This window comes from Pseudomonas sp. PDM30, assembly GCF_019218985.1.
Classification (GTDB): Bacteria; Pseudomonadota; Gammaproteobacteria; order Pseudomonadales; family Pseudomonadaceae; genus Aquipseudomonas; species Aquipseudomonas jessenii.
In genome coordinates this window covers 478,285-497,959 of record NZ_JAHUWM010000001.1, presented here as the reverse complement: position 1 = coordinate 497,959, position 19,675 = coordinate 478,285, and the positions used below count along the sequence as shown (strand labels likewise).

20 protein-coding genes and 4 tRNA genes are annotated in these 19,675 nt (G+C 58.3%); 10 read left to right on the top strand and 14 right to left on the bottom strand.

Going from position 1 to position 19,675, the window contains the following annotated elements:
* Positions 1-23: 23 nt before the first annotated feature.
* Entirely contained in the window at positions 24-956 is a 933-nt protein-coding gene (locus tag KW840_RS02300; protein ID WP_090457304.1) for a chemotaxis protein CheV, read from the bottom strand.
* Between the two features lie 82 nt (positions 957-1,038).
* On the opposite strand from KW840_RS02300, the gene flgA reads away from it, so the two are divergent.
* From flgA to KW840_RS02280, 4 genes are all read left to right on the top strand, one after another.
* Positions 1,039-1,797, top strand: coding sequence for a flagellar basal body P-ring formation chaperone FlgA (flgA, locus tag KW840_RS02295; protein ID WP_218494347.1), 759 nt, complete (start codon positions 1,039-1,041; stop codon positions 1,795-1,797).
* A gap of 167 nt (positions 1,798-1,964) precedes the next feature.
* Positions 1,965-2,291 carry a flagellar biosynthesis anti-sigma factor FlgM gene (gene flgM, locus KW840_RS02290; protein ID WP_218494346.1) on the top strand — a complete coding sequence of 109 codons (327 nt, stop codon included), beginning with the start codon at positions 1,965-1,967 and terminating at the stop codon, positions 2,289-2,291.
* Between the two features lie 48 nt (positions 2,292-2,339).
* Entirely contained in the window at positions 2,340-2,807 is a 468-nt protein-coding gene (locus tag KW840_RS02285; protein WP_218494345.1) for a flagella synthesis protein FlgN, read from the top strand.
* A 92-nt stretch (positions 2,808-2,899) separates the two neighbouring features.
* Complete coding sequence (locus KW840_RS02280; protein ID WP_057713627.1) at positions 2,900-3,646, top strand: flagellar brake protein; 747 nt, start codon at positions 2,900-2,902, stop codon at positions 3,644-3,646.
* A gap of 63 nt (positions 3,647-3,709) precedes the next feature.
* Here the strand turns inward: KW840_RS02280 and KW840_RS02275 are convergent, their stop codons facing one another.
* The 4 genes from KW840_RS02275 to KW840_RS02260 form a co-directional block, all read right to left on the bottom strand.
* A complete protein-coding gene (locus KW840_RS02275; protein ID WP_154860372.1) occupies positions 3,710-5,086 on the bottom strand; it encodes an MFS transporter in 1,377 nt (458 codons plus the stop codon).
* 70 nt (positions 5,087-5,156) lie between these two features.
* Positions 5,157-6,401, bottom strand: coding sequence for a glutamine synthetase family protein (locus KW840_RS02270; RefSeq protein WP_218494506.1), 1,245 nt, complete (start codon positions 6,399-6,401; stop codon positions 5,157-5,159).
* 201 nt (positions 6,402-6,602) lie between these two features.
* A complete protein-coding gene (locus KW840_RS02265) occupies positions 6,603-7,295 on the bottom strand; it encodes a sensor histidine kinase KdpD (RefSeq protein ID WP_218494344.1) in 693 nt (230 codons plus the stop codon).
* Positions 7,292-8,896, bottom strand: a complete 1,605-nt coding sequence (locus KW840_RS02260) for a tetratricopeptide repeat-containing response regulator (protein ID WP_218494343.1) — start codon at positions 8,894-8,896, stop codon at positions 7,292-7,294. The genes KW840_RS02265 and KW840_RS02260 overlap by 4 nt, the downstream gene beginning before the upstream one ends.
* Before the next feature lie 612 nt (positions 8,897-9,508).
* Between KW840_RS02260 and KW840_RS02255 the strand changes: the two genes are divergently transcribed.
* Both KW840_RS02255 and KW840_RS02250 read left to right on the top strand, forming a co-directional pair.
* Positions 9,509-9,775, top strand: coding sequence for a hypothetical protein (locus KW840_RS02255; protein WP_218494342.1), 267 nt, complete (start codon positions 9,509-9,511; stop codon positions 9,773-9,775).
* Positions 9,772-10,485 carry a LuxR C-terminal-related transcriptional regulator gene (locus tag KW840_RS02250; protein ID WP_218494341.1) on the top strand — a complete coding sequence of 238 codons (714 nt, stop codon included), beginning with the start codon at positions 9,772-9,774 and terminating at the stop codon, positions 10,483-10,485. The genes KW840_RS02255 and KW840_RS02250 overlap by 4 nt, the downstream gene beginning before the upstream one ends.
* Before the next feature lie 318 nt (positions 10,486-10,803).
* Here the strand turns inward: KW840_RS02250 and KW840_RS02245 are convergent.
* A tRNA-Arg gene (locus tag KW840_RS02245) sits at positions 10,804-10,880 on the bottom strand.
* Between the two features lie 290 nt (positions 10,881-11,170).
* On the opposite strand from KW840_RS02245, the gene KW840_RS02240 reads away from it, so the two are divergent.
* Complete coding sequence (locus KW840_RS02240; protein ID WP_218494340.1) at positions 11,171-11,404, top strand: hypothetical protein; 234 nt, start codon at positions 11,171-11,173, stop codon at positions 11,402-11,404.
* A gap of 23 nt (positions 11,405-11,427) precedes the next feature.
* Positions 11,428-11,607, top strand: a complete 180-nt coding sequence (locus KW840_RS02235) for a PA3371 family protein (RefSeq protein WP_057713619.1) — start codon at positions 11,428-11,430, stop codon at positions 11,605-11,607.
* Positions 11,608-11,704: 97 nt separating this feature from the next.
* Here KW840_RS02235 and KW840_RS02230 read toward each other — a convergent pair whose 3' ends face one another.
* Positions 11,705-11,911, bottom strand: coding sequence for a hypothetical protein (locus KW840_RS02230; RefSeq protein WP_079246716.1), 207 nt, complete (start codon positions 11,909-11,911; stop codon positions 11,705-11,707).
* A 110-nt stretch (positions 11,912-12,021) separates the two neighbouring features.
* Here KW840_RS02230 and KW840_RS02225 point away from each other — a divergent pair, with 110 nt between their 5' ends.
* Positions 12,022-12,348 (top strand): Arc family DNA-binding protein, encoded by a 327-nt coding sequence (locus KW840_RS02225; protein ID WP_008066583.1) that lies wholly within the window; start codon positions 12,022-12,024, stop codon positions 12,346-12,348.
* 101 nt (positions 12,349-12,449) lie between these two features.
* On the opposite strand, the gene mgtE is transcribed toward KW840_RS02225, so the two are convergent.
* Positions 12,450-13,892, bottom strand: coding sequence for a magnesium transporter (gene mgtE, locus KW840_RS02220; protein ID WP_007971042.1), 1,443 nt, complete (start codon positions 13,890-13,892; stop codon positions 12,450-12,452).
* Between the two features lie 321 nt (positions 13,893-14,213).
* Here mgtE and KW840_RS02215 point away from each other — a divergent pair, with 321 nt between their 5' ends.
* The gene (locus KW840_RS02215; protein WP_218494339.1) at positions 14,214-14,732 is read left to right on the top strand and encodes a cell envelope protein SmpA; all 519 of its coding nucleotides are present in this window, start codon (positions 14,214-14,216) and stop codon (positions 14,730-14,732) included.
* 19 nt (positions 14,733-14,751) lie between these two features.
* On the opposite strand, the gene KW840_RS02210 is transcribed toward KW840_RS02215, so the two are convergent.
* From KW840_RS02210 to alaS, 6 genes are all read right to left on the bottom strand, one after another.
* Positions 14,752-14,828: transfer RNA gene (locus KW840_RS02210), tRNA-Arg, on the bottom strand.
* 72 nt (positions 14,829-14,900) lie between these two features.
* A tRNA-Arg gene (locus tag KW840_RS02205) sits at positions 14,901-14,977 on the bottom strand.
* A gap of 107 nt (positions 14,978-15,084) precedes the next feature.
* A tRNA-Ser gene (locus KW840_RS02200) sits at positions 15,085-15,175 on the bottom strand.
* Positions 15,176-15,237: 62 nt separating this feature from the next.
* Positions 15,238-15,426: a carbon storage regulator CsrA gene (csrA, locus tag KW840_RS02195; RefSeq protein WP_002554426.1), complete on the bottom strand. Its 189-nt coding sequence runs from the start codon at positions 15,424-15,426 to the stop codon at positions 15,238-15,240.
* A gap of 188 nt (positions 15,427-15,614) precedes the next feature.
* Positions 15,615-16,856: an aspartate kinase gene (locus KW840_RS02190; RefSeq protein WP_007971040.1), complete on the bottom strand. Its 1,242-nt coding sequence runs from the start codon at positions 16,854-16,856 to the stop codon at positions 15,615-15,617.
* Positions 16,857-16,947: 91 nt separating this feature from the next.
* Positions 16,948-19,569, bottom strand: coding sequence for an alanine--tRNA ligase (gene alaS / locus KW840_RS02185; protein WP_057713617.1), 2,622 nt, complete (start codon positions 19,567-19,569; stop codon positions 16,948-16,950).
* Positions 19,570-19,675: the final 106 nt, after the last annotated feature.

The window sequence follows — 19,675 nt, the reverse complement described above, 5'->3', positions numbered from 1 at the left end:
TTGACTGCCAGGGGTGCGAACCCCTAGCTGATATCTGCTGCTTTGATCCGGTCGACTACCCGGGATGCCAGGTCATCAGGACGGAACTTGGCCAGGAAGTCATCGGCACCGACCTTCTTGACCATCGCCTGATTGAATACCCCCGACAACGAAGTATGCAGGATGATATGAAGCTTTTGCATGCGCGGGTCGTTGCGGATTTCCGCCGTCAGGGTGTACCCGTCCATCTCCGGCATCTCGATGTCGGAGATCATCATCAGGAACTCTTCTTCCGGCTTCTTGCCCTCGTCGACCAGTTTGCGCAGGTAGTCCAGCGCTTGCCGACCGTCGTTCAACGCCACCACTTCCACGCCGACCGTTTGCAGGCAGCGCGTGACCTGCTTGCGCGCCACTGACGAGTCGTCGACCGTCAGCACGCGCAACGAAAGCGCCTTGTGCTGGGTTTCGACATCCACCACACCCACGGAAATCGCTTCCGGCGTCGGCGCCACTTCCGCCAGCACCTTCTCGACGTCGATGATTTCGACCAACTGATTGTCGACCCGCGTCACCGCCGTCAGGTAGTGATCGCGCCCGGTGCCCTTGGGCGGCGGATGGATCTCCTCCCAGTTCATGTTGACGATGCGTTCCACCGAGCGGACCAGGAAACCCTGGGTCTTGGTGTTGTACTCCGTGATGATCACGAAGGGGCTGTTCTTGTCTTTCAACGCGCCGGAACCAGTCGCCATCGCCAGATCAAGGATCGGAATGGTCGCCCCCCGGATGTTCGCCACGCCGCACACGACAGGACTGGATTTGGGCATCAGCGTCAGTTTGGGGCATTGCAGCACCTCCCGAACCTTGAACACGTTGATCCCGTACAGTTGCTGGCCGTCGAGACGGAACAACAACAACTCAAGGCGATTCTGCCCCACCAGTTGCGTGCGCTGGTTTACCGAATCCATTACACCAGCCATGCCAGACTCCTACGCCAACGCCAAGTGTTGTTGCGACGCGCCTTCATCACTAAACGGCACGGCGCTTGCTTTTTTAATCGTTATGAACACAAAACCGACATTTTTTCGACGCCTGACCACACCGTACCGCAAATTGCTCGGCGTGCTGGCGGCTGTTTGCCTGTTCAACGCTGGCAGCCCTGCCCTTGCTGACGCGGTTACCTTGCCTGACATGCTTATCGGCGTCACTCAGGGCTTTCTTGAATTCACCGTAGAAGACTATCTGGCGACCAGTCAAACGGAGGGTCGCTACGAGATCCAGGTCAACCAGCTCGATCCGCGCATGCACATGCCCATGTGCGACAGGGAATTGACAGCAACACTCGAGAGTCCCAAGCCGCTGGGACGGGTTACGGTCAAGGTTCGCTGCGAGGGCGCTTCCCCCTGGACGGTATTCGTACCCGCTCAAGTCCGCCTGTTTCGCGATGTCGTGACCAGCACCCGGCCACTGCGCCGTGCCGCCATTGTCGAGCCTGGGGATGTGGTCCTGCGCGAGCGCGATATCAGCCTCATCAGCCAGGGCTACCTGACCGCCCTCGATCAGGCGATCGGGCAGCGACTGACCCGACCAATGGTCGCCGACCAGGTGATTACCCTGGTGCATATCGAACAGGCCGAAGTCATCCGCAAGGGTGATCAGGTGGTGATAACCGCCCGCAGCGGTACCCTCAGCGTGCGCATGCCGGGCGAAGCCCTGTCAAACGGCAGCCTGAGCGAGCAGATCCGGGTGAAAAACCTCAACTCCCAACGAGTCATCAAGGCGCAGGTCATGGCGCCGGGGCAGGTGGAAGTGTCCATGTAATTCGCTCTGCTCATCAGAATGTGGCGCTTGCCGCGGCTGTTCCCTAGACTGTGCTCCATGCAGGGCATGCGCTGACGCGCGCAAGGTTCATTGATAAATGAGCCTAAAGTTTTCCAGGGAATGGCCGAAACCATGGCAAGCGTCCAAATTCCCAGAGGTTTTTTATCATGGTCATCGATTTCAGCCGTTTGAACAGCTCCTCGTCCCTGACGGGCAGTACACGTACCAGCGCCAGCAAGGAAAGTGCCGAGGCCGGCAAATCCGCGCCGCTGGAATCCGCGGCCGAACAGGCCAGTACCGTCAAAAGCGGGGAATCGGTACATCTCAGCGATGAGGCTCAACAGTTGCAGAAGGTCACTGAACAGCTGCGCGATCAGCCTGCCGTCGACAAAGCCCGCGTGGCCGAATTGAAAGCAGCGATTGCCGATGGCAGCTATAAAGTCGACAGCAACCGTGTAGCCAGCAAACTGCTCAACTTCGAAGCCCAGCGCTAGGCCACCGCCGGCGCCAGGCTTTTGGACGCTTAAAACCCAAGGCCAGCCATGCACGACACTCATTTACTGCAACTGATCACCGACGACTTTGCCCCAGCGCAACACCTGCTGGAGTTACTGCAGACCGAATCCCTCGCATTGCATGGCCGCGACATGCCATTGCTCGAGAACATCCTGGCGCAGAAACAGGCATTGGTCGTTTTGCTCGAACAGCATGGCCGCAAGCGCAGTGAAATCCTTGCCAATCTCAACCTGCCGACCAACCGTGGCGGTCTGGAGCAATTGGCCAGCCAGTCGAGCATTGGCGAGCAGTTGCTGGCGCAAAGTGACGTGCTGACCGATCTGCTGGCCCAGTGCCAGGCCATCAACGCCAACAACGGCCAGTCGATCCTCACTCAACAGGCCGCTACAGCCACCCAGCTGAAAATCCTCAACGGCGGTGATACCCCGGCGCTTTACGATGCCAGCGGAACATTCTCCAAGCTTGCCAAGCCGCGCCCGCTCAGTCAGGCATGAGCCGGTCAATGCCCCCGCTCTATCAAGACGCGCAACATACTGGCAAACTGATAGCCAGTCGTAGTCAAATTTTGTCTGGAGATTGATTAAACGTGTCCAATGCCTTATCCGTGGATGATGCTCCGCAGCCACCCAAGGTGCTCTCCACGCCCTTGGAAATCTCCAGCAACCTGCGCCAGTTGCTCGAAAGCCATGACCCGCTGATCATCACGTTCCACGAGCGCAGCCAGCGCTTCCAGAGCTATCTGGTGGATCTGGACCGTGACAGCAACATGATTGCCCTGGACGAAATGATTCCCCGTGACGGCGAGCGCTACCTGCTGGCGGGCGAGTCGTTCAGGGTCGAAGGCTTCCACGAAGGCGTACGCATTGCCTGGGAAAGCAACGGCCAGTTGAACATCGACGAATCCGGTGGCAGCCGCTGCTATCGCGGCCCCCTGCCCGATGAAGTGGTGTACCACCAGCGCCGCAATGCCTTCCGCGCCGCGCTGAAGCTGGCACAATTGGTCAACGTCAACCTCGACGGCGAAAAACTCAAGGCGCCCATCAGCGGCAAGCTGCTGGATATTTCCGCCACCGGGTGCAAACTGCGCTTCGACGGCGACATCACCGGCAGCCTGCAACTGGGTCAGGTTTACGACCGTTTCAACGCCGACCTGCCCTTCGGCAAGATGACCGCGCCGGTCGAGTTGCGTTATCTGCACTTCGAAGAAAGGATTTCCACCACCTTCGCCGGCGTTCGCTTCCACAACATGAGCGGGCTGGTGCAGCGTCAGGTCGAACGCTTCGTCTACCAGTTGCAACGCGAAGCGCGTCGCTTCGACAAAGACGACATCTGATAGCGCGTCAACAAAAAACGGGCAGTCCCTTGCGGTGACTGCCCGTTTTTTTGTGCCCCGGTTTTAAGGCCTGGCCTCGCTGAAGTTAGGGTCCCGCCCTGTATCAGGGTCTTGCGGCGGCTGATCGGATTCAGTTTCGGTGACAGGTTCTGATTCAGGCTCTGGCCCGGTACTCACCGGACTGTGCATCTGATCCTGCACCACCTGCTCGTCAACACGCGGGTCGAGGCAGGCCACCAGTGGCGAACTCGTCATATTGTCCGGCATGGCCACGTGATGCAGCGGTGCGTCGTCGACCTGATGCAGGTTGGTCACTGCTTTCGGGCGAATCCGCCATACCAGCACCAACGCAAAGAAACTGAAGAACGCATAGAGCATCTGGCTGCCGAACAGCTTCATCAGCACACCTGCCACCAGCGGTCCGATACTCGCACCCACGCCATAGGTGACCAGTAACATCGCCGTAAGGGACACCCGGCGATCACCTTCGACGTGGTCATTGGAGAACGCCACCGCCAACGGATACAGGCAGAACTGCACCAGCGAACAGAGGAACCCGGCGATGAACAATACCTCCAGCGGCACCTGCGGCATGATCGCCAGCGGCAGTGCAGCCAGTGCCAGGCTGAACGCGAAACTGCGGATCAGCACGGCCCGATCGTAGCGGTCGGACAACCAGCCCAACGGCCACTGCACCAGCAGCCCGGCAAAAATGCAGCTACCCATGAACAGACCGACCTGCTCGGTCGACAACCCTTGCTGCGAGGCATACAGCGGGGCCAGACCGTAGAACGAACCGACGATCAGGCCCGCTCCGAGCACCGTGCTCAGTGACTGCGGCACGCGCTTGATAAAGAACCGTGGCTCCATCGGTGCCGGGTGCAAGGGTGCCGGGTGAATGCGCCGGGTCAGGGCCACGGGTACCAGGCACAGCGCGAAGCACAGGGCGACCAACATCAGCAATTCAAGCCCCAGCCCTGGGTGCATGACCAGAATCAACTGCCCCAGAACCAACCCCAAGTACGAAGCGATCATGTAGCCGCTGAAGACCATGCCGCGCTGATTGGCATCGGCCTGTTCATTGAGCCAGCTCTCGATCACCATGTACTGGCACATCATGCCGAGGCCGACGATCACCCGCAAAAACAGCCAGGCCGGCAACCAGTCCACCAGGCCATGGCCGAGCACCGCCGCGCCAACGATCCCGGCACACGCCGAATAGGCCCGGATATGCCCGACCCGGGCAATCAACCGGTGGCCGATCTTGCCCCCCAGCACCAGGCCGAAATAGTTGGCAGCCATCAGCGCACCGACCCACAGACTGTCGACATGGTCGGCAGCCAGGCGCAACGCCAGGTAAGTACTCAACAGACCCGAGCCGATCAACATCATCAGCGAGGCGAAATACAATGCTCGAAAGGATTTCCAGATTTGGCGCATCGGCGTTCCGAGCGGCTCCTTGCAGTGAGAATCGGCTATCGCTAAACGATAGCCGGATGTCGACGGAACGTCAGGCCTGGGCTGCTAAAACACGCCTTTCCCAGGGAGTAATTTCATCATGGAAACTGGTCAGTTCCAGGGTCTTCGAAGCGATGTAGCCTTCGATGAATTCCGCGCCGAACAGTTCCTTGGCCAACTGGCTACGTTTCAGACGCTCGAGTGCCGCATGCAAGGTACACGGCAACGAAAGATTGTCCGGCACCTCGAACTCACCCTGGATCGGCGCGCTCGGCTCCAATGTCTTCTCGATGCCATGCAACCCCGCCGCCAGGCTTGCGGCAATCGCCAGATACGGGTTGGCATCGGCCCCCGGCAAGCGGTTCTCGACCCGACGGGCCACCGGCAAACTGGCCGGAATACGCAGGCCGGCCGCCCGGTTGTCGTAGGACCAACAGGCATTATTCGGTGAGGCGTAAGGGTGGCACAAGCGCTGATAGGAGTTCACGTTCGGCGCAAACAACGCAGTGAAATCGGCCATGCACGTTTGCTGACCGGCAATGAAGTGGCGGAAGGTGGCCGTCTCCTGCCCCGCCTCGTCGCTGAACACGTTACGCCCGGAATCGATCTCAACCACGCTCTGATGGATATGCATCGAACTGCCCGGCGTATGCGCCAACGGCTTGGCCATGCACACCACGCTCAGGCCGTGCTTGAGGGCCACTTCCTTGAGCAGGTGCTTGAACAGGAATGTCTGGTCGGCCAGCAGCAGCGGATCACCGTGCAGCAGATTGATCTCGAACTGGCTGACGCCCATTTCGTGCATGAAGGTATCGCGAGGCAACTCCAACGCAGCCATGCACTCGTAGACTTCATTGAAGAACGGCCGCAAGCCGTTGTTGGAACTGACGCTGAACGCCGACTGACCATCTTCGCGGCGACCGTCCAGCCCCAGTGGCGGTTGAAAAGCCAGGGTCGGATCGGTGTTGGGGGCGAAGACAAAAAACTCGAGCTCGGTCGCCACCACAGGCGCCAGGCCGCGGGCCGCGTAACGGGCAATCACCGCCTTGAGCTGACCACGGGTCGACAGGTTGGAGCTGGTGGTGGTGCCCAGTTCATCCGCATCGCAAATGGCCAAGGCCCGCGGTGGATGGCTCCAGGGCAAGCGATGGATTTGTGCAGGGTCCGGGATCAGTGCCAGGTCGCCATCATCGCTGCCGTAAAACCGTGCCGGCGGATATCCGCCCATGATGCATTGCAGCAGCACGCCCCGCGCCATCTGCAAACGTCGACCGTCGAGAAACCCCTCGGAGGTCATCACTTTGCCCCGTGGTACGCCATTCAAATCCGGCGTGACACATTCAACTTGATCAATGCCCGTCAATCGCTGCGCGAGTGAACTCAGGCCAACGGTCGTCATGACGCTATCCTTGTTATTGTGCGGGCCGCGAACGGCGACCGTACAAAATAGGCTCCACGTGTTCGGAATTTCAAGCAGCGTCGAAAAAAATGCTGTCTGTCAGGGCAGGTAAAGGCGGAACACCCCTCCGCCCAACGGCCCGCCATTGCTGATTTCGGTACGCCCACCCACGCCGTTGCGCTGATGCAGCGCGGCAATTCGCCCGGCAAAGTACAGGCCCAGCCCGGTACTGCCGGTGCTTTGATTGATACCCTGCACGTAATCGACCTGACGTTCGATCATCTGCGCCGGATACCCCTCGCCATCGTCATTGATGGTCAACACCAGTTGCCCGGCTTCGTCGCTGACGCTGATCAAAACGGCATGCCGTGCAAAGCGAATGGCGTTGTTGATGCAGTTGGTCAATACCGACGCGATCAACTCACGGTCGAAGAAACCCAGCGGGCTCAGCGGGTCCACTTCATAGGTGGCGATGATCCCGCGGCTGGCGAACACCTCCTGATGACAGGCCAGCTGCGCTTCGATGAAGTCGTCCAGTTCATGGTAGGCCGGTTGCAGTGGCATCTGGTTGACGCCGAGCTTGTACAGCCCCAGCAACTGCACCAGCATGCCGTTGAGGTGGGCGAATTCGAAGTCGATCACGCCCTGCTCCGGCGCCTGCCGCGCCGACTCCGGCAATCGCCCCAGCCACTGGCTGTGGGCCTGCATCAGCATGGCCAGCGAGTTCTTCATGTCGTGCACGGTCGAGGCGATCACCGTGGAGAAATCCAGTGCCGGTTCGTTGTCGTTCATTGGCCAAACGCCTTGCTTTTCAGCTTCTGGTAACGCGGATAGCGCGCGTCGGTGTCGGGCATCAGGCCGACCATTTTCAGGCAAACCTGGCACTCCTCCAGCTCTGCCGAGGGAACGCTGGTATCGGTGCCATGCAACAATGACTGCGCCATGTTCAGGGCGATACTGATGTTCTTCGGTTGCAACGCCAGGGCCCTGCGAAATACCTGCCGGGCCTCCACCAGGTTGCCGGTCTTGTACACGCGCACGCCCTGACGGTTGAGTTCCGCGGCGGCGTTGCCGGAATTGAGGATGCTCGGGTCGTCGGTCTGCTTGGCGATGTCCTTCATGACCACCGGATCGTCACCGTAGATTTCCACGCAGTTTTTCAGCATCGCGGTACCGGCCTCTGTCTGCCCGAGCAGTTTCAGTTGCTTGGCCACCAGCAACGCCGCTTCGGCGCTCATGAATTGCTCCATGCCGTCCAGACGCAGCAAGGCTTGCTCGGTAAGCTTGTCGGCCGTCTCGGCGTCGTTGAGCAACAGGCTGGTGGCCTTCATCAGGCGCGCGCGGATTTGCAGGCCCGGATCGGAAGGGTTTTCCTTGGCCACGGCACTCAATGTGGTGTTGATTTCCAGACGGGTCCGCGTGTCCAGGCCCCGTTCGCTGCCCTTGCTGATCAATGCATGGGCCAGGCCGAGGTTGCTCTCGGCATCCTTGAACCGCGACTGGGCGCCCTGGCTCACGGCCTGGCGATAGGCCTTGGCCGCCGTGTCGAAGTCCTCGTTGGTCATCGCCAGCTTACCGAGCAACGCCTGGCGACGCACCGCCAGCGGCGACAGGCGAATCGCCTCTTCCAGGACGCGCTGCGCCCCCTTGGTGTCCCCTTCGGCGACCAATACATCCGCCATGCCGTCATACAGCGACGGCATCATCGGGAAGACTTTCAGGGCTTTCTCATAAATGCCCTTGGCCTGCCCGACCTGACCGCGCTTGAACAGCAACTTGCCCAACCCGGCAAACGCCCATGGCAACGGGCGGTCGGCGATGATGCTGTCATAGAGGCGCTCCAGCGCTTCGTTCTGATTCAGATCGCGCAGGGCATCGGCGCGATAGCGCAGGCACAACGGCGAGTAACGAATATCTTGTTTGCACAGGGCGATACAGGCGTTGAGCACCTCCATCGGCTTGCCCCGGTCGAGGGCCTGCAGGATCGGCTTGAGCAGAGTCTTGCGCTGCTCCAGGCGCTCCAGGCGCTGAGCCAGGCTGGAACGGTTGAACGGCTTGGTCAGGTAGGCATCGGGCTCATGCTCCAACGCACTGAGCACCATGGCCTGGCTGGTTTCGGCGGTGACCATGACGAACACCGCCTCATGGCTGATCAGCTTTTCTTCCATCAGGTCTTCGAGCACCTGCTGGCCGTTCTTCTTGCCGTCACCCAGGTGAAAATCCTGCAGGATGAAGTCGTAGGCCTTCTGCGAGCACATTTTCAGCGCCTGCTCACCGGTATCGGCAGTGTCCACTTCCTTGACGCCCAGTTCGCGCAACATCGACCTGACCGAACTGCGGAAGTCCGAGAAATCATCGACGATCAGAAAACGCTTTTGGTGATACGACAGCATCGAAGATTTCCAGGCAATTTAAGAAGAAGAACCCAAAGGCAAATACACGGACGGACTCAGCTTCGCAGCCCCTGTTTTGGCGCGCAGATGATAACGGGTTGCACTAGGCCATCAAACACCTTCTCATAGACAGTGCGCCCCATGCCGACCGGAAGAGACGAACAAGTCCCTGACTGCCCGTGTTATCGGCCAGCCATGGCATTCCCTTGAGAACCTTCCCCCAACGCCCGTTCTGAATAGGTGTAGGCCTTACTGAAAACGAGACCTCGCGCACAAAAAAGTGCTGATACATGAACACCAGCGATACATGAACACCCGCAAATGCCGGTGGCTGACCAGCAGGCATCGCCGATAAATTGACTAAGCTGACATTAGCACTCCTAAGTGAACACCACTCGTCGATTAATTGACGAAGGCAATCAGGATCAGACCTTGGCAATTGGCCACCCATGGCGAGCCTAATACCTTGATTTTCGAGGCTTACTCCCTTCCTTGAGTACATCGCTCAGGCCTGTGCGCACCGGGCTTGTATCGAGGACTGACGGATGGACAGGTTGGCAGCGCTCCGGGCTGACCTAGAATCAGTTGAGAGGCGGGAGGGAGCACATCATCATGCGTAAACCACTGATAATTATTTGTATTGAACTTCTCTCCCGGGCTTTGCCTGCCTTCTGGAAAAGTTCGCCCCACGTGCCAGTGCTGTTGATGGAAACGGCCCCGGGGTCGGTGGTTGCCAATGCCTGGGCGGGCATCATCACGGCCTCCCGGCGTTCGAATCCATCCTTCAATCGCTGCGCCCCGGTGAGCAAGTTGTTGACCCGGGAAGGCCAGCGGGTGGAGGCCATCATTGGTTTTTCAAGGAGGTCAGGAAGATCATGACTGACCAAAAAGAGCCAATTGGTGTGATGTTGATCGATTGTCGCCCCCTCGTACTCAAGGGCCTTCACGACTTGATCAATGCCAGAATGCCCTGCATGGAAGTGACAGGACAGGCCACCACCTATACCCAGGCGCTGGATCTTGCCGATCAGCTGCGGCCCGATGTCATTTTTTTCAGTTTCTTTCCGGATGCGCTGAACCCTCTGGATGTCGTCGCGGGACTCACCCGTAGCGCAGAAATGAAATTGCTGCTGCTCAAGGGCCTGTACGAAGTCGTCCCCGCTGCCCAGGCGATAGAGGCTGGCGCTCGCGGCATCGTGCTGGCGGAAGACCCGACGGAATCGATCATCCAGGCCATCCTCAAGGTCCACCATAGCGACATCGCAATGGATAGAGCCTGGGCGGGCGGCCTTTCCGGCTATGCCGCGTCCAGACATACACCCATGAAATGCAATCTGGAGCGGGCGAAACAGGCGCGGTTGACGCTGCGCGAGAGAGAACTGATTCGCGCCATCGTGGGCGAACCGTCCGCCAAATATGTGAGCATCGCCGGGCGCCTGGGGATCAGCGAGCACACCGTGCACAACCACCTCAGCAACATCTATCAAAAGCTGGATCTCATCAACCGCATCGACTTGTTGATGTATGCGCTCAAACACGGGCTCACCAACGAAGCACCAACCGAGTCCGCCTGGGTAGAACTGGATTGAATTTCAAGTCGATGCAAGACGGCCTCCCCCCACTTTAAGGGTTAGGCCGTCACCGTTTCGCCGTCCTTTTCGGTGGCCAGGGACAGGGCTCTCGCAATACTGATGTCGTTTCCGGTAAATCCTGCCGCACCAACCTGTACCTACTCCCCCGCGCACTCCCAGACGGGATGGGAGATTCAGACTACGTGGGAGAGCAGACGGAAAGGCGCGAAGGCAGAGTTGAAGGCTTCGATAAATCCAAGGCGCCTGAACTTGCAGAACTTTATCTACAAGTCGTGAAAAGGAAGCGTTGAAGCAGGCGGGGGGAGCTGAAAAATATGGTGTCCCAGGGCAGGTTCGAACTGCCAACCTTCCCCTTAGGAGGGGGATGCTCTATCCAATTGAGCTACTGAGACACAGGTTGACCGCGACGAGACGCGGTGCGATGGACGGCGTGCATGTTAACGGCCGGGCTGGCTTTTGTCATGTCGTCCGTAGGCTTTTTAAGTGTAGGCAGACGCCTCGGCCGGGCGCGGACTTGTTTACCATGCAAATTGCATCACTGCAAAAAGCCATCATTGCAAAATGCAATATGGCGCTTTACCAAAAATAACTTAATTCATTGTTTTTAAAGAATTTAATTGTCGATAGACTCTGGCATGCGAGCTGCTTCTGCTGTTTTCACAGAACAACCGAGGTACGCCCCATGAAGAGCGCCCTTTCACTCTTGTCTGCAATCGCACTGGTGGTTTTAGCAGGCGTTCATTTTGTTCCCCAGAGCAGCGCTACGCAGGTTGCCCAACGTATGCCGCATTACCTTCAGTTGCAGAAGGCACCGCAGCTGGCAGTGACGAGCGACCGGCACAGCCTTGTCAGTCAGGAGATCGACCAGGAAAACATCCTGGTGCCGGCTCCGTCTGCCGAACGTTTGGTATTTTGAATGACCTTTACCAGGAGCACAGCATGTCCAGATCAGCCGCGAGTTTCTTCACCCTCGCCTTGTTGAGCGGCATTTTCCATCTGTCATTGACCCAGGACATGGTCGTCACTCTCCCCCTGATCGCCTGTGGCGTATTCAGCACGCTGTTCGTGCTCGCATTGATCGCCGGGCGCAAGATCAAGTTTGATCCGGTACTGCGTTGATCCTGACATGGCAGACCCGCTGCAAGGGCCTGCCATCCATCCTGAATTCACCCCCGCTATACGACTTCCCCTAGTAAATCGGCAATTTGCCACTATCCTATAAAAGACAAGGAACAGGGTCCGAGTTCACTTTTTCCTGCCCGCCGGCAACCTTTCGTCGGGTGGAGAAAGCGATAAGCGATGCGGCCTGGTCGAACTTTTCAAACCAGTCCGCGTTTCTGATAATTGGTGCTGGCAGAACGCCTTTATTCGGTTCAATATTTGTCACATAATTGGCGCCAAGGATCTGGCTGCTTTGAGGCATGATGCGCGCCTCTATCAATTCAGGTTGAACATTTGGTCAGAGCGCTTGTCCTACCAGACATCCTGCGGCCAATCCCGAAAACCGCTCCCCTGAACTAACCGGTTAAATATATGCGCCCATTGAAACAGGCAATTTATTCCAGCCGTACGGCTGACAAGTTCGTCGTACGTCTGCCAGACGGAATGCGTGAACGCATTGCCGAGGTGGCTCGCAATCATCATCGCAGCATGAACTCCGAAATCATTGCGCGCCTTGAGCAGAGTCTTATTCAGGAAGGTGCACTGGGAGAAGAGTTGAGCATGCGCCTGGACAGCCCGGAGCTTTCCTTGCACGAACGGGAGTTGCTGCAGCGCTTCCGCCAGCTCTCCCATCGACAGCAGAACGCCCTTGTTTCGCTGATCGCCCATGACGCTGAAATGACCGCCGACGCTTCCTGATTCAGCCAGTAAGCCCAAGCCAGCCTGATCGCTGGCTTTTTTTTGCCTGAAATCCGGGCACAAAAAAACCCGCCAAAGACGGGTTTTCGATGAACAAGGCTTCAGAGCAGGAAGATTGTCGCCAGCCCCAGGAAGATGAAGAAGCCGCCGCTGTCGGTCATGGCCGTGATCATCACGCTGGCCCCCATCGCCGGGTCGCGCCCCATCTTCGCCAGGGTCATCGGGATCAAAACCCCCATCAACGCCGCCAGTAGCAAGTTAAGCGTCATCGCGGCGGTCATCACCACGCCCAAAGACCAACTGCCATAGAGCAGGTAGGCAACCACACCGATCACCCCACCCCAGATTACGCCGTTGATCAGCGCTACCGCCAGTTCCTTGCGCATCAGGCGCGAGGTATTGCCGGTGCTCACCTGGTCCAGCGCCATGGCCCGAACAATCATGGTGATGGTCTGGTTACCCGAGTTACCACCGATCCCCGCCACGATCGGCATCAACGCCGCAAGCGCCACGAGCTTCTCGATCGAACCCTCAAACAAACCGATGACCCGAGAAGCCACGAACGCGGTAATCAGGTTGATCGCCAGCCAGGCCCAACGGTTACGCAGGGATTTCCAGACCGACGCAAAAATGTCTTCTTCTTCACGCAGACCCGCCATGTTGAGAACTTCGCTTTCGCTCTCTTCACGGATCAGGTCGACCATTTCATCGATGGTCAGACGGCCGATCAGCTTGCCGTTCTTGTCGACTACAGGTGCGGAGATCAAGTCATAACGCTCGAATGCCTGGGCGGCATCGTAGGCGTCTTCGTCCGGGTGGAAACTCACCGGATCGCTGGCCATCACCTCGGAAACCTGTTTGTCCGGATCGTTGACCAGCAAACGCTTGATCGGCAACACGCCCTTGAGCACGCCGTCGTAATCGACCACGAACAGCTTGTCGGTGTGGCCCGGCAACTCCTTGAGACGACGCAGGTAACGCAAGACCACTTCAAGGCTGACATCCTCGCGGATGGTCACCATCTCGAAGTCCATCAGCGCACCGACCTGCTCCTCGTCATAGGACAGAGCCGAACGCACGCGCTCGCGTTGTTGCTGGTCGAGGGTCTCCATGAGCTCATGGACGACGTCTCGCGGCAGCTCGGAGGCCAGGTCAGCGAGTTCGTCGGCATCCATGTCCTTGGCGGCTGCCAGGAGTTCGTGATCGTCCATGTCGGCGATCAGTGATTCACGGACCGAATCGGATACTTCAAGAAGGATGTCGCCGTCGCGATCGGCCTTCACCAGTTGCCAGAGCGTCAGACGATCGTCCAGCGGCAAGGCTTCAAGGATGTAGGCGACGTCGGCGGAGTGCAGGTCATCGAGTTTGCGTTGCAACTCGACGAGGTTCTGCCGGTGGACCAGGTTCTCGACCCGGTCATGATGCGGGCCTTCCTGGCGGTGAGTCAGGTCTTCTACAACTCGCTGGCGCTGCAGCAACTCAACCACCTGAGCCAGGCGATCCTGCAAGCTTTCCTGCGTTTTCTTTACTTCAACTTCGGACATAGGCGAACTCCACTCCCAGCAGCGGGGCACGCCGGAAGGATCAATCAGTCAATTCATGATTGGTGAAACGGGGTACTGAGTAACTACTGGGTAAGTCCATGGAGGTATTCCACAAGCCCCGGCGGGGCTGACGGGCGCAATGATACACCGCCTGACGGTTTTAAACGTTAAAAAATCTCGGCTGAAACAAGCGCTTGCACAACAAACCTGAGCATCGGCCTGATCCATGAAAATGCGACGACGTATTCCGAAAAGAAAACACACACCCCTTCGAAAATTGTAGCCGCTACCCTTGAAAAGGAACGTCACGGAGGACGCCTGATGCCATCAGTTGCTCAATTCTTTTTGGTTTTCACCCTGCTCAGCCCCCTGCCCTTGGCGGTCGCCACCACCGTTCAGCGCTGTGAGGCTGCCAATGGGCGCATTACCTTCACCACACTGGGTTGTGCCGCGGGAGAGAATGTTTCACTTCAGGACGCCCGTGCCTTTACACCTGGCAGCACGATGGCGCTTATGCCGCCAGCCGAGCCCCGCGAAACATCAGGTATGAAAATTCCAAGCAGAGAGCCGACCATGGTCGGTCAGGCGCAGGACAAGTGTGGAAACCTGATCAATGCCAGGGAGCGCCGGGAGGCGATCATCAATCAGCGAGTGATCGCCGGCATGAGCCAGCAAGACGTCGAAAGCGCCCTCGGCAAGCCAGACAGGATCAGTATTCGAAATTCAGCCACGAGCTACCGCTACGACACCCTGCGAGGTCGTAGTGCACAGGTGGAGTTCGACGAGAGGGGATGCACGAAAGGAAAAGCCAAATCCCGGACGGCAAAAAGCCCGCATTAAATGCGGGCTTTCTGTTGTATGGTGCACTCGACAGGATTCGAACCTGTGACCGCTCGGTTCGTAGCCGAGTACTCTATCCAGCTGAGCTACGAGTGCAATTTGTGTTTTTATACCAGATCACAACTGGTTGAAACCAAGTTACTTACATTGCTGTAACTAACTCTTAAATGGTGCACTCGACAGGATTCGAACCTGTGACCGCTCGGTTCGTAGCCGAGTACTCTATCCAGCTGAGCTACGAGTGCATTTGTTGCCGCGCATTATAGGCCGTCTAATCTCTATGTCAAGCACTTTTTCTAGTAATTTCAACAACTTACCGAAAAAGCCAGATTACAACGTACTACGCAAATAATGGCGGAGAACGGGGGATTCGAACCCCCGACACCCTTTTGAGGTGTACTCCCTTAGCAGGGGAGCGCCTTCGGCCACTCGGCCAGCTCTCCGCAACACGGGGCGTATATTAACCAGCTTCTTCCCCGTTTGCAAACATAAAAAACGATAAAAATTAATGGCTTGGTTCTTCGTCCTTCTCTTTCTTGATACGCAGGTAAATTTCTTCCCGGTGAACAGCTACCTCTTTGGGGGCATTAACACCGATGCGCACTTGATTTCCTTTGACGCCGAGCACGGTCACGGTGATTTCGCCATCACCGATAATCAGGCTTTCTGCACACCGACGAGTCAGAATCAGCATACCTTTCTCCTCACGCATTACATTTCAGGGACAACAGTCTGCAAAAAAAAGGCACTCGACCCACAACCGGAGCGGTCGCAGCCCTACATGCCTGAGTATTGACTAGCGCGAGCAAAAGAACAGTCTCGGGGGTCACGCCATTCAAAAAAACAAAAGGCGCGGTCAGACCGCGCCTTTTGGCAAACGCATCACTCGCCCTGGCGGGCCGGTGCGTCCAGTTCGAAAGCCGTGTGCAGAGCGCGCACAGCCAGTTCCAGATACTTCTCTTCGATCACTACGGAGACTTTGATTTCCGAAGTCGAGATCATCTGGATGTTGATGCTTTCCTTGGCCAGGGATTCGAACATGCGGCTGGCCACGCCTGCGTGAGAGCGCATGCCAACGCCGACGATCGACACCTTGGCGATCTTGGTGTCGCCCACGACTTCACGGGCACCCAGCTCGCCAGCGGTTTTTTCCAGCACGGCTTGCGCCGCCTGGTAGTCGTTGCGGTGCACGGTGAAGGTGAAGTCGGTGGTGTTATCGTGCGCGACGTTCTGCACGATCATGTCGACTTCGATGTTCGCGGCACTGATCGGGCCGAGAATCTTGAAGGCAACGCCCGGGATGTCTGGCACGCCACGGATGGTCAGCTTGGCTTCATCGCGGTTGAAAGCGATACCGGAAATGATCGGCTGTTCCATGGTTTCCTCTTCATCAATAGTAATGAGGGTGCCCGGACCCTCCTTGAAGCTGTGCAGTACGCGCAGCGGAACGTTGTACTTGCCGGCGAACTCGACCGCGCGGATCTGCAACACCTTGGAACCGAGGCTGGCCATTTCCAGCATCTCTTCGAAGGTGATCTTGTCCAGGCGCTGAGCCACGGACACCACACGCGGGTCGGTGGTGTAGACGCCGTCGACGTCGGTGTAGATCTGGCATTCGTCAGCCTTCAGGGCTGCCGCCAGCGCCACGCCGGTGGTGTCGGAACCGCCACGACCGAGGGTGGTGATGTTGCCGTGCTCGTCGACGCCCTGGAAACCGGCGACAACCACCACACGACCTGCCTTCAGGTCACCGCGAATCTTCTGGTCATCAATCTGCAAGATACGCGCTTTATTGTGCGCGCTATCCGTCAGAATCCGCACCTGATTGCCGGTGTACGACACCGCCGGCACGCCGCGCTTGATCAGCGCCATGGCCAACAGGGCAATCGTCACCTGCTCACCGGTGGAAACGATCACGTCCAGCTCGCGCGGAACCGGTTGGCCGTCGCCACTGATTTGCTTGGCCAGATCGATCAGACGGTTGGTTTCGCCGCTCATTGCAGACAGCACAACCACCAGGTCATCGCCGGCATCGCGGAATTTCTTAACCTTGTCGGCGACCTGCTCGATTCTCTCGACAGTGCCGACCGAGGTGCCTCCAAATTTCTGTACGATCAAAGCCATTTCAAAGCCGCCTCTGCCCATGAAGGGCGCCCAAATAATCACTCAAACAGCGTTGCGGCCCACCACTAGACTGCGGGCCGCAAGTACTGCCTTATAGACCCTGCTCTACAAACGGAACGGTCAGGGCCAGTGCCGCATCCAGTGCGCCAGCGTCGGTACCGCCGCCTTGCGCCATGTCTGGACGACCACCACCCTTCCCGCCCACTGCCGCAGCGGCTTGCTTCATCAAATCACCGGCTTTGAGTTGGCCAGTCAGGTCTTTGGTTACGCCTGCAACCAGAACGACCTTTTCCTCATGGACACTGCCGAGCAGGATCACTGCGCGGCCGAGTTTGTTTTTCAGTTGATCGACCAGCGCCAGCAGCGCCTTGCCATCCTGACCGTCCAGACGCACGGCCAGCACTTTCACATCCTTGACGTCCAGCGCCTGGGCCGACAGATCGTCGCCCGCGGCACTGGCAGCCTTGGCTTGCAACTGCTCGAGTTGCTTCTCCAGCAGACGGTTGCGCTCCAGCACAGCCGACAGCTTGTCGATCAGGTTATCGCGGCTGCCCTTGACCAGGCTGGCCGCTTCCTTGAGTTGTTCTTCCGCCGCGTTCAAGTAAGCCAGCGCTTGCGCACCGGTGACTGCCTCGATACGACGCACGCCCGATGCCACACCGCCTTCGCTGATGATTTTCAGCAGGCCGATGTCGCCGGTACGGTTCGCGTGGATACCGCCGCACAGCTCGACGGAGAAATCGCCCATGCTCAGTACGCGTACGTTGTCGCCGTATTTTTCGCCGAACAGCGCCATGGCGCCTTTCTGCTTGGCGGTTTCGATATCGGTTTCTTCGGTTTCAACTTCGGAGTTCTTGCGAATCTCGGCGTTGACGATGTCTTCCAGCGCTTTCAGTTGTTCAGGCTTGATGGCTTCGAAGTGGCTGAAGTCGAAGCGCAGGCGCTGACTGTCGACCAGCGAGCCTTTCTGCTGAACGTGATCGCCCAGCACCTGACGCAATGCTGCGTGCAGCAAGTGAGTCGCGGAATGGTTCAGCGAAGTGGCGTGACGCACCTCGGCATCCACCTGCGCCTGAACTGGCGAGCCAACGATCAGGCTGCCCGAATCCAGCACACCGTGGTGCAGGAACGCACCGCCGGTCTTGGTGGTGTCGCGCACGTCGAAACGCGCAGCGCCAGCCTGGAGGAAGCCGCAATCACCAATCTGACCACCGGATTCCGCATAGAACGGCGTCTGATCGAGAACGACCACGCCCTCTTCGCCTTCGCTCAACACGTCGACCGATTGCCCGTCCTTATAGAGAGCAACGATCTTGGCGGAACCGCTGTGAGCGGTGTAACCGGTGAATTCGGTGTCCACATCAACCTTGACCAGGCTGTTGTAGTCCATGCCGAAGGAACTGGCGGAACGGGCACGAACGCGCTGGGCTTCCATCTCACGCTCGAAACCTTCTTCGTCGATGGTCAGGCTGCGCTCGCGAGCGATGTCGCCGGTCAGGTCCATCGGGAAACCGTAGGTATCGTAGAGTTTGAACACCACGTCGCCCGGCACCACGTCGCCCTTGAGCTCGGCCAGATCCTGCTCGAGGATCTTCAGGCCCTGCTCCAGGGTCTTGGCGAATTGCTCTTCTTCGGCCTTCAACACGCGCTCGATGTGCGCCTGCTGGGATTTCAGTTCCGGGAAGGCTTCGCCCATCTCGGCGACCAGGGCCGCGACGATCTGATAGAAGAAGCTGCCCTTGGCGCCCAGCTTGTTACCGTGACGGCAGGCGCGACGGATGATCCGGCGCAGCACGTAGCCGCGGCCTTCGTTGGACGGCAGCACGCCGTCGGCGATCAGGAAGCCGCAGGAACGGATGTGGTCAGCCACGACTTTCAACGAAGCCTGGGCGTCGTTGGTGCAGCCGATAGCCTTGGCCGAAGCGCTCAGCAGGCTCTGGAACAGGTCGATTTCATAGTTCGAGTGAACGTGCTGCAGCACGGCACTGATCCGCTCCAGGCCCATGCCGGTGTCGACCGACGGCGCTGGCAGCGGGTGCAACACGCCATCGGCGGTGCGGTTGAACTGCATGAACACGTTGTTCCAGATTTCGATGTAACGGTCGCCGTCTTCTTCCGGCGAGCCCGGTGGGCCACCCCAGATGTCGGCGCCGTGATCGTAGAAAATCTCGGTGCAAGGACCGCACGGGCCGGTATCGCCCATGGTCCAGAAGTTGTCGGAGGCGTACGGTGCGCCCTTGTTGTCGCCGATGCGCACCATGCGCTCGGCCGGAACCCCGATTTCCTTGGTCCAGATGTCGTACGCCTCGTCATCGCTGGCGTAGACGGTGACCCAGAGCTTTTCCTTCGGCAGGTTCAACCACTTGTCGGAAGTCAGGAAGTTCCAGGCGTAGCTGATGGCATCACGCTTGAAATAATCACCGAAGCTGAAGTTACCCAGCATTTCGAAGAAGGTGTGGTGACGAGCGGTATAACCGACGTTTTCCAGGTCGTTGTGCTTGCCGCCGGCGCGCACGCATTTCTGGCTGCTGACAGCGCGGGTGTACGCGCGCTTTTCCTGGCCCAGGAAGCAGTCCTTGAACTGGTTCATCCCCGCGTTGGTGAACAGCAGGGTTGGGTCGTTGCCCGGAATCAAAGAGCTGGAGGCTACACGGGTGTGGCCTTGCTCTTCGAAGAAGCGAAGGAAGGCTTCACGGATTTCTGCGCTTTTCATTAGGTTCTTCCACGGAGGCTGCGGCCAAAGGCCTGTTCGAAACGTCAACAGACGAAGCGACGGCAAAGGGCCGCATTATATCGGCCCTGCGCGCGGGGTACAGCGT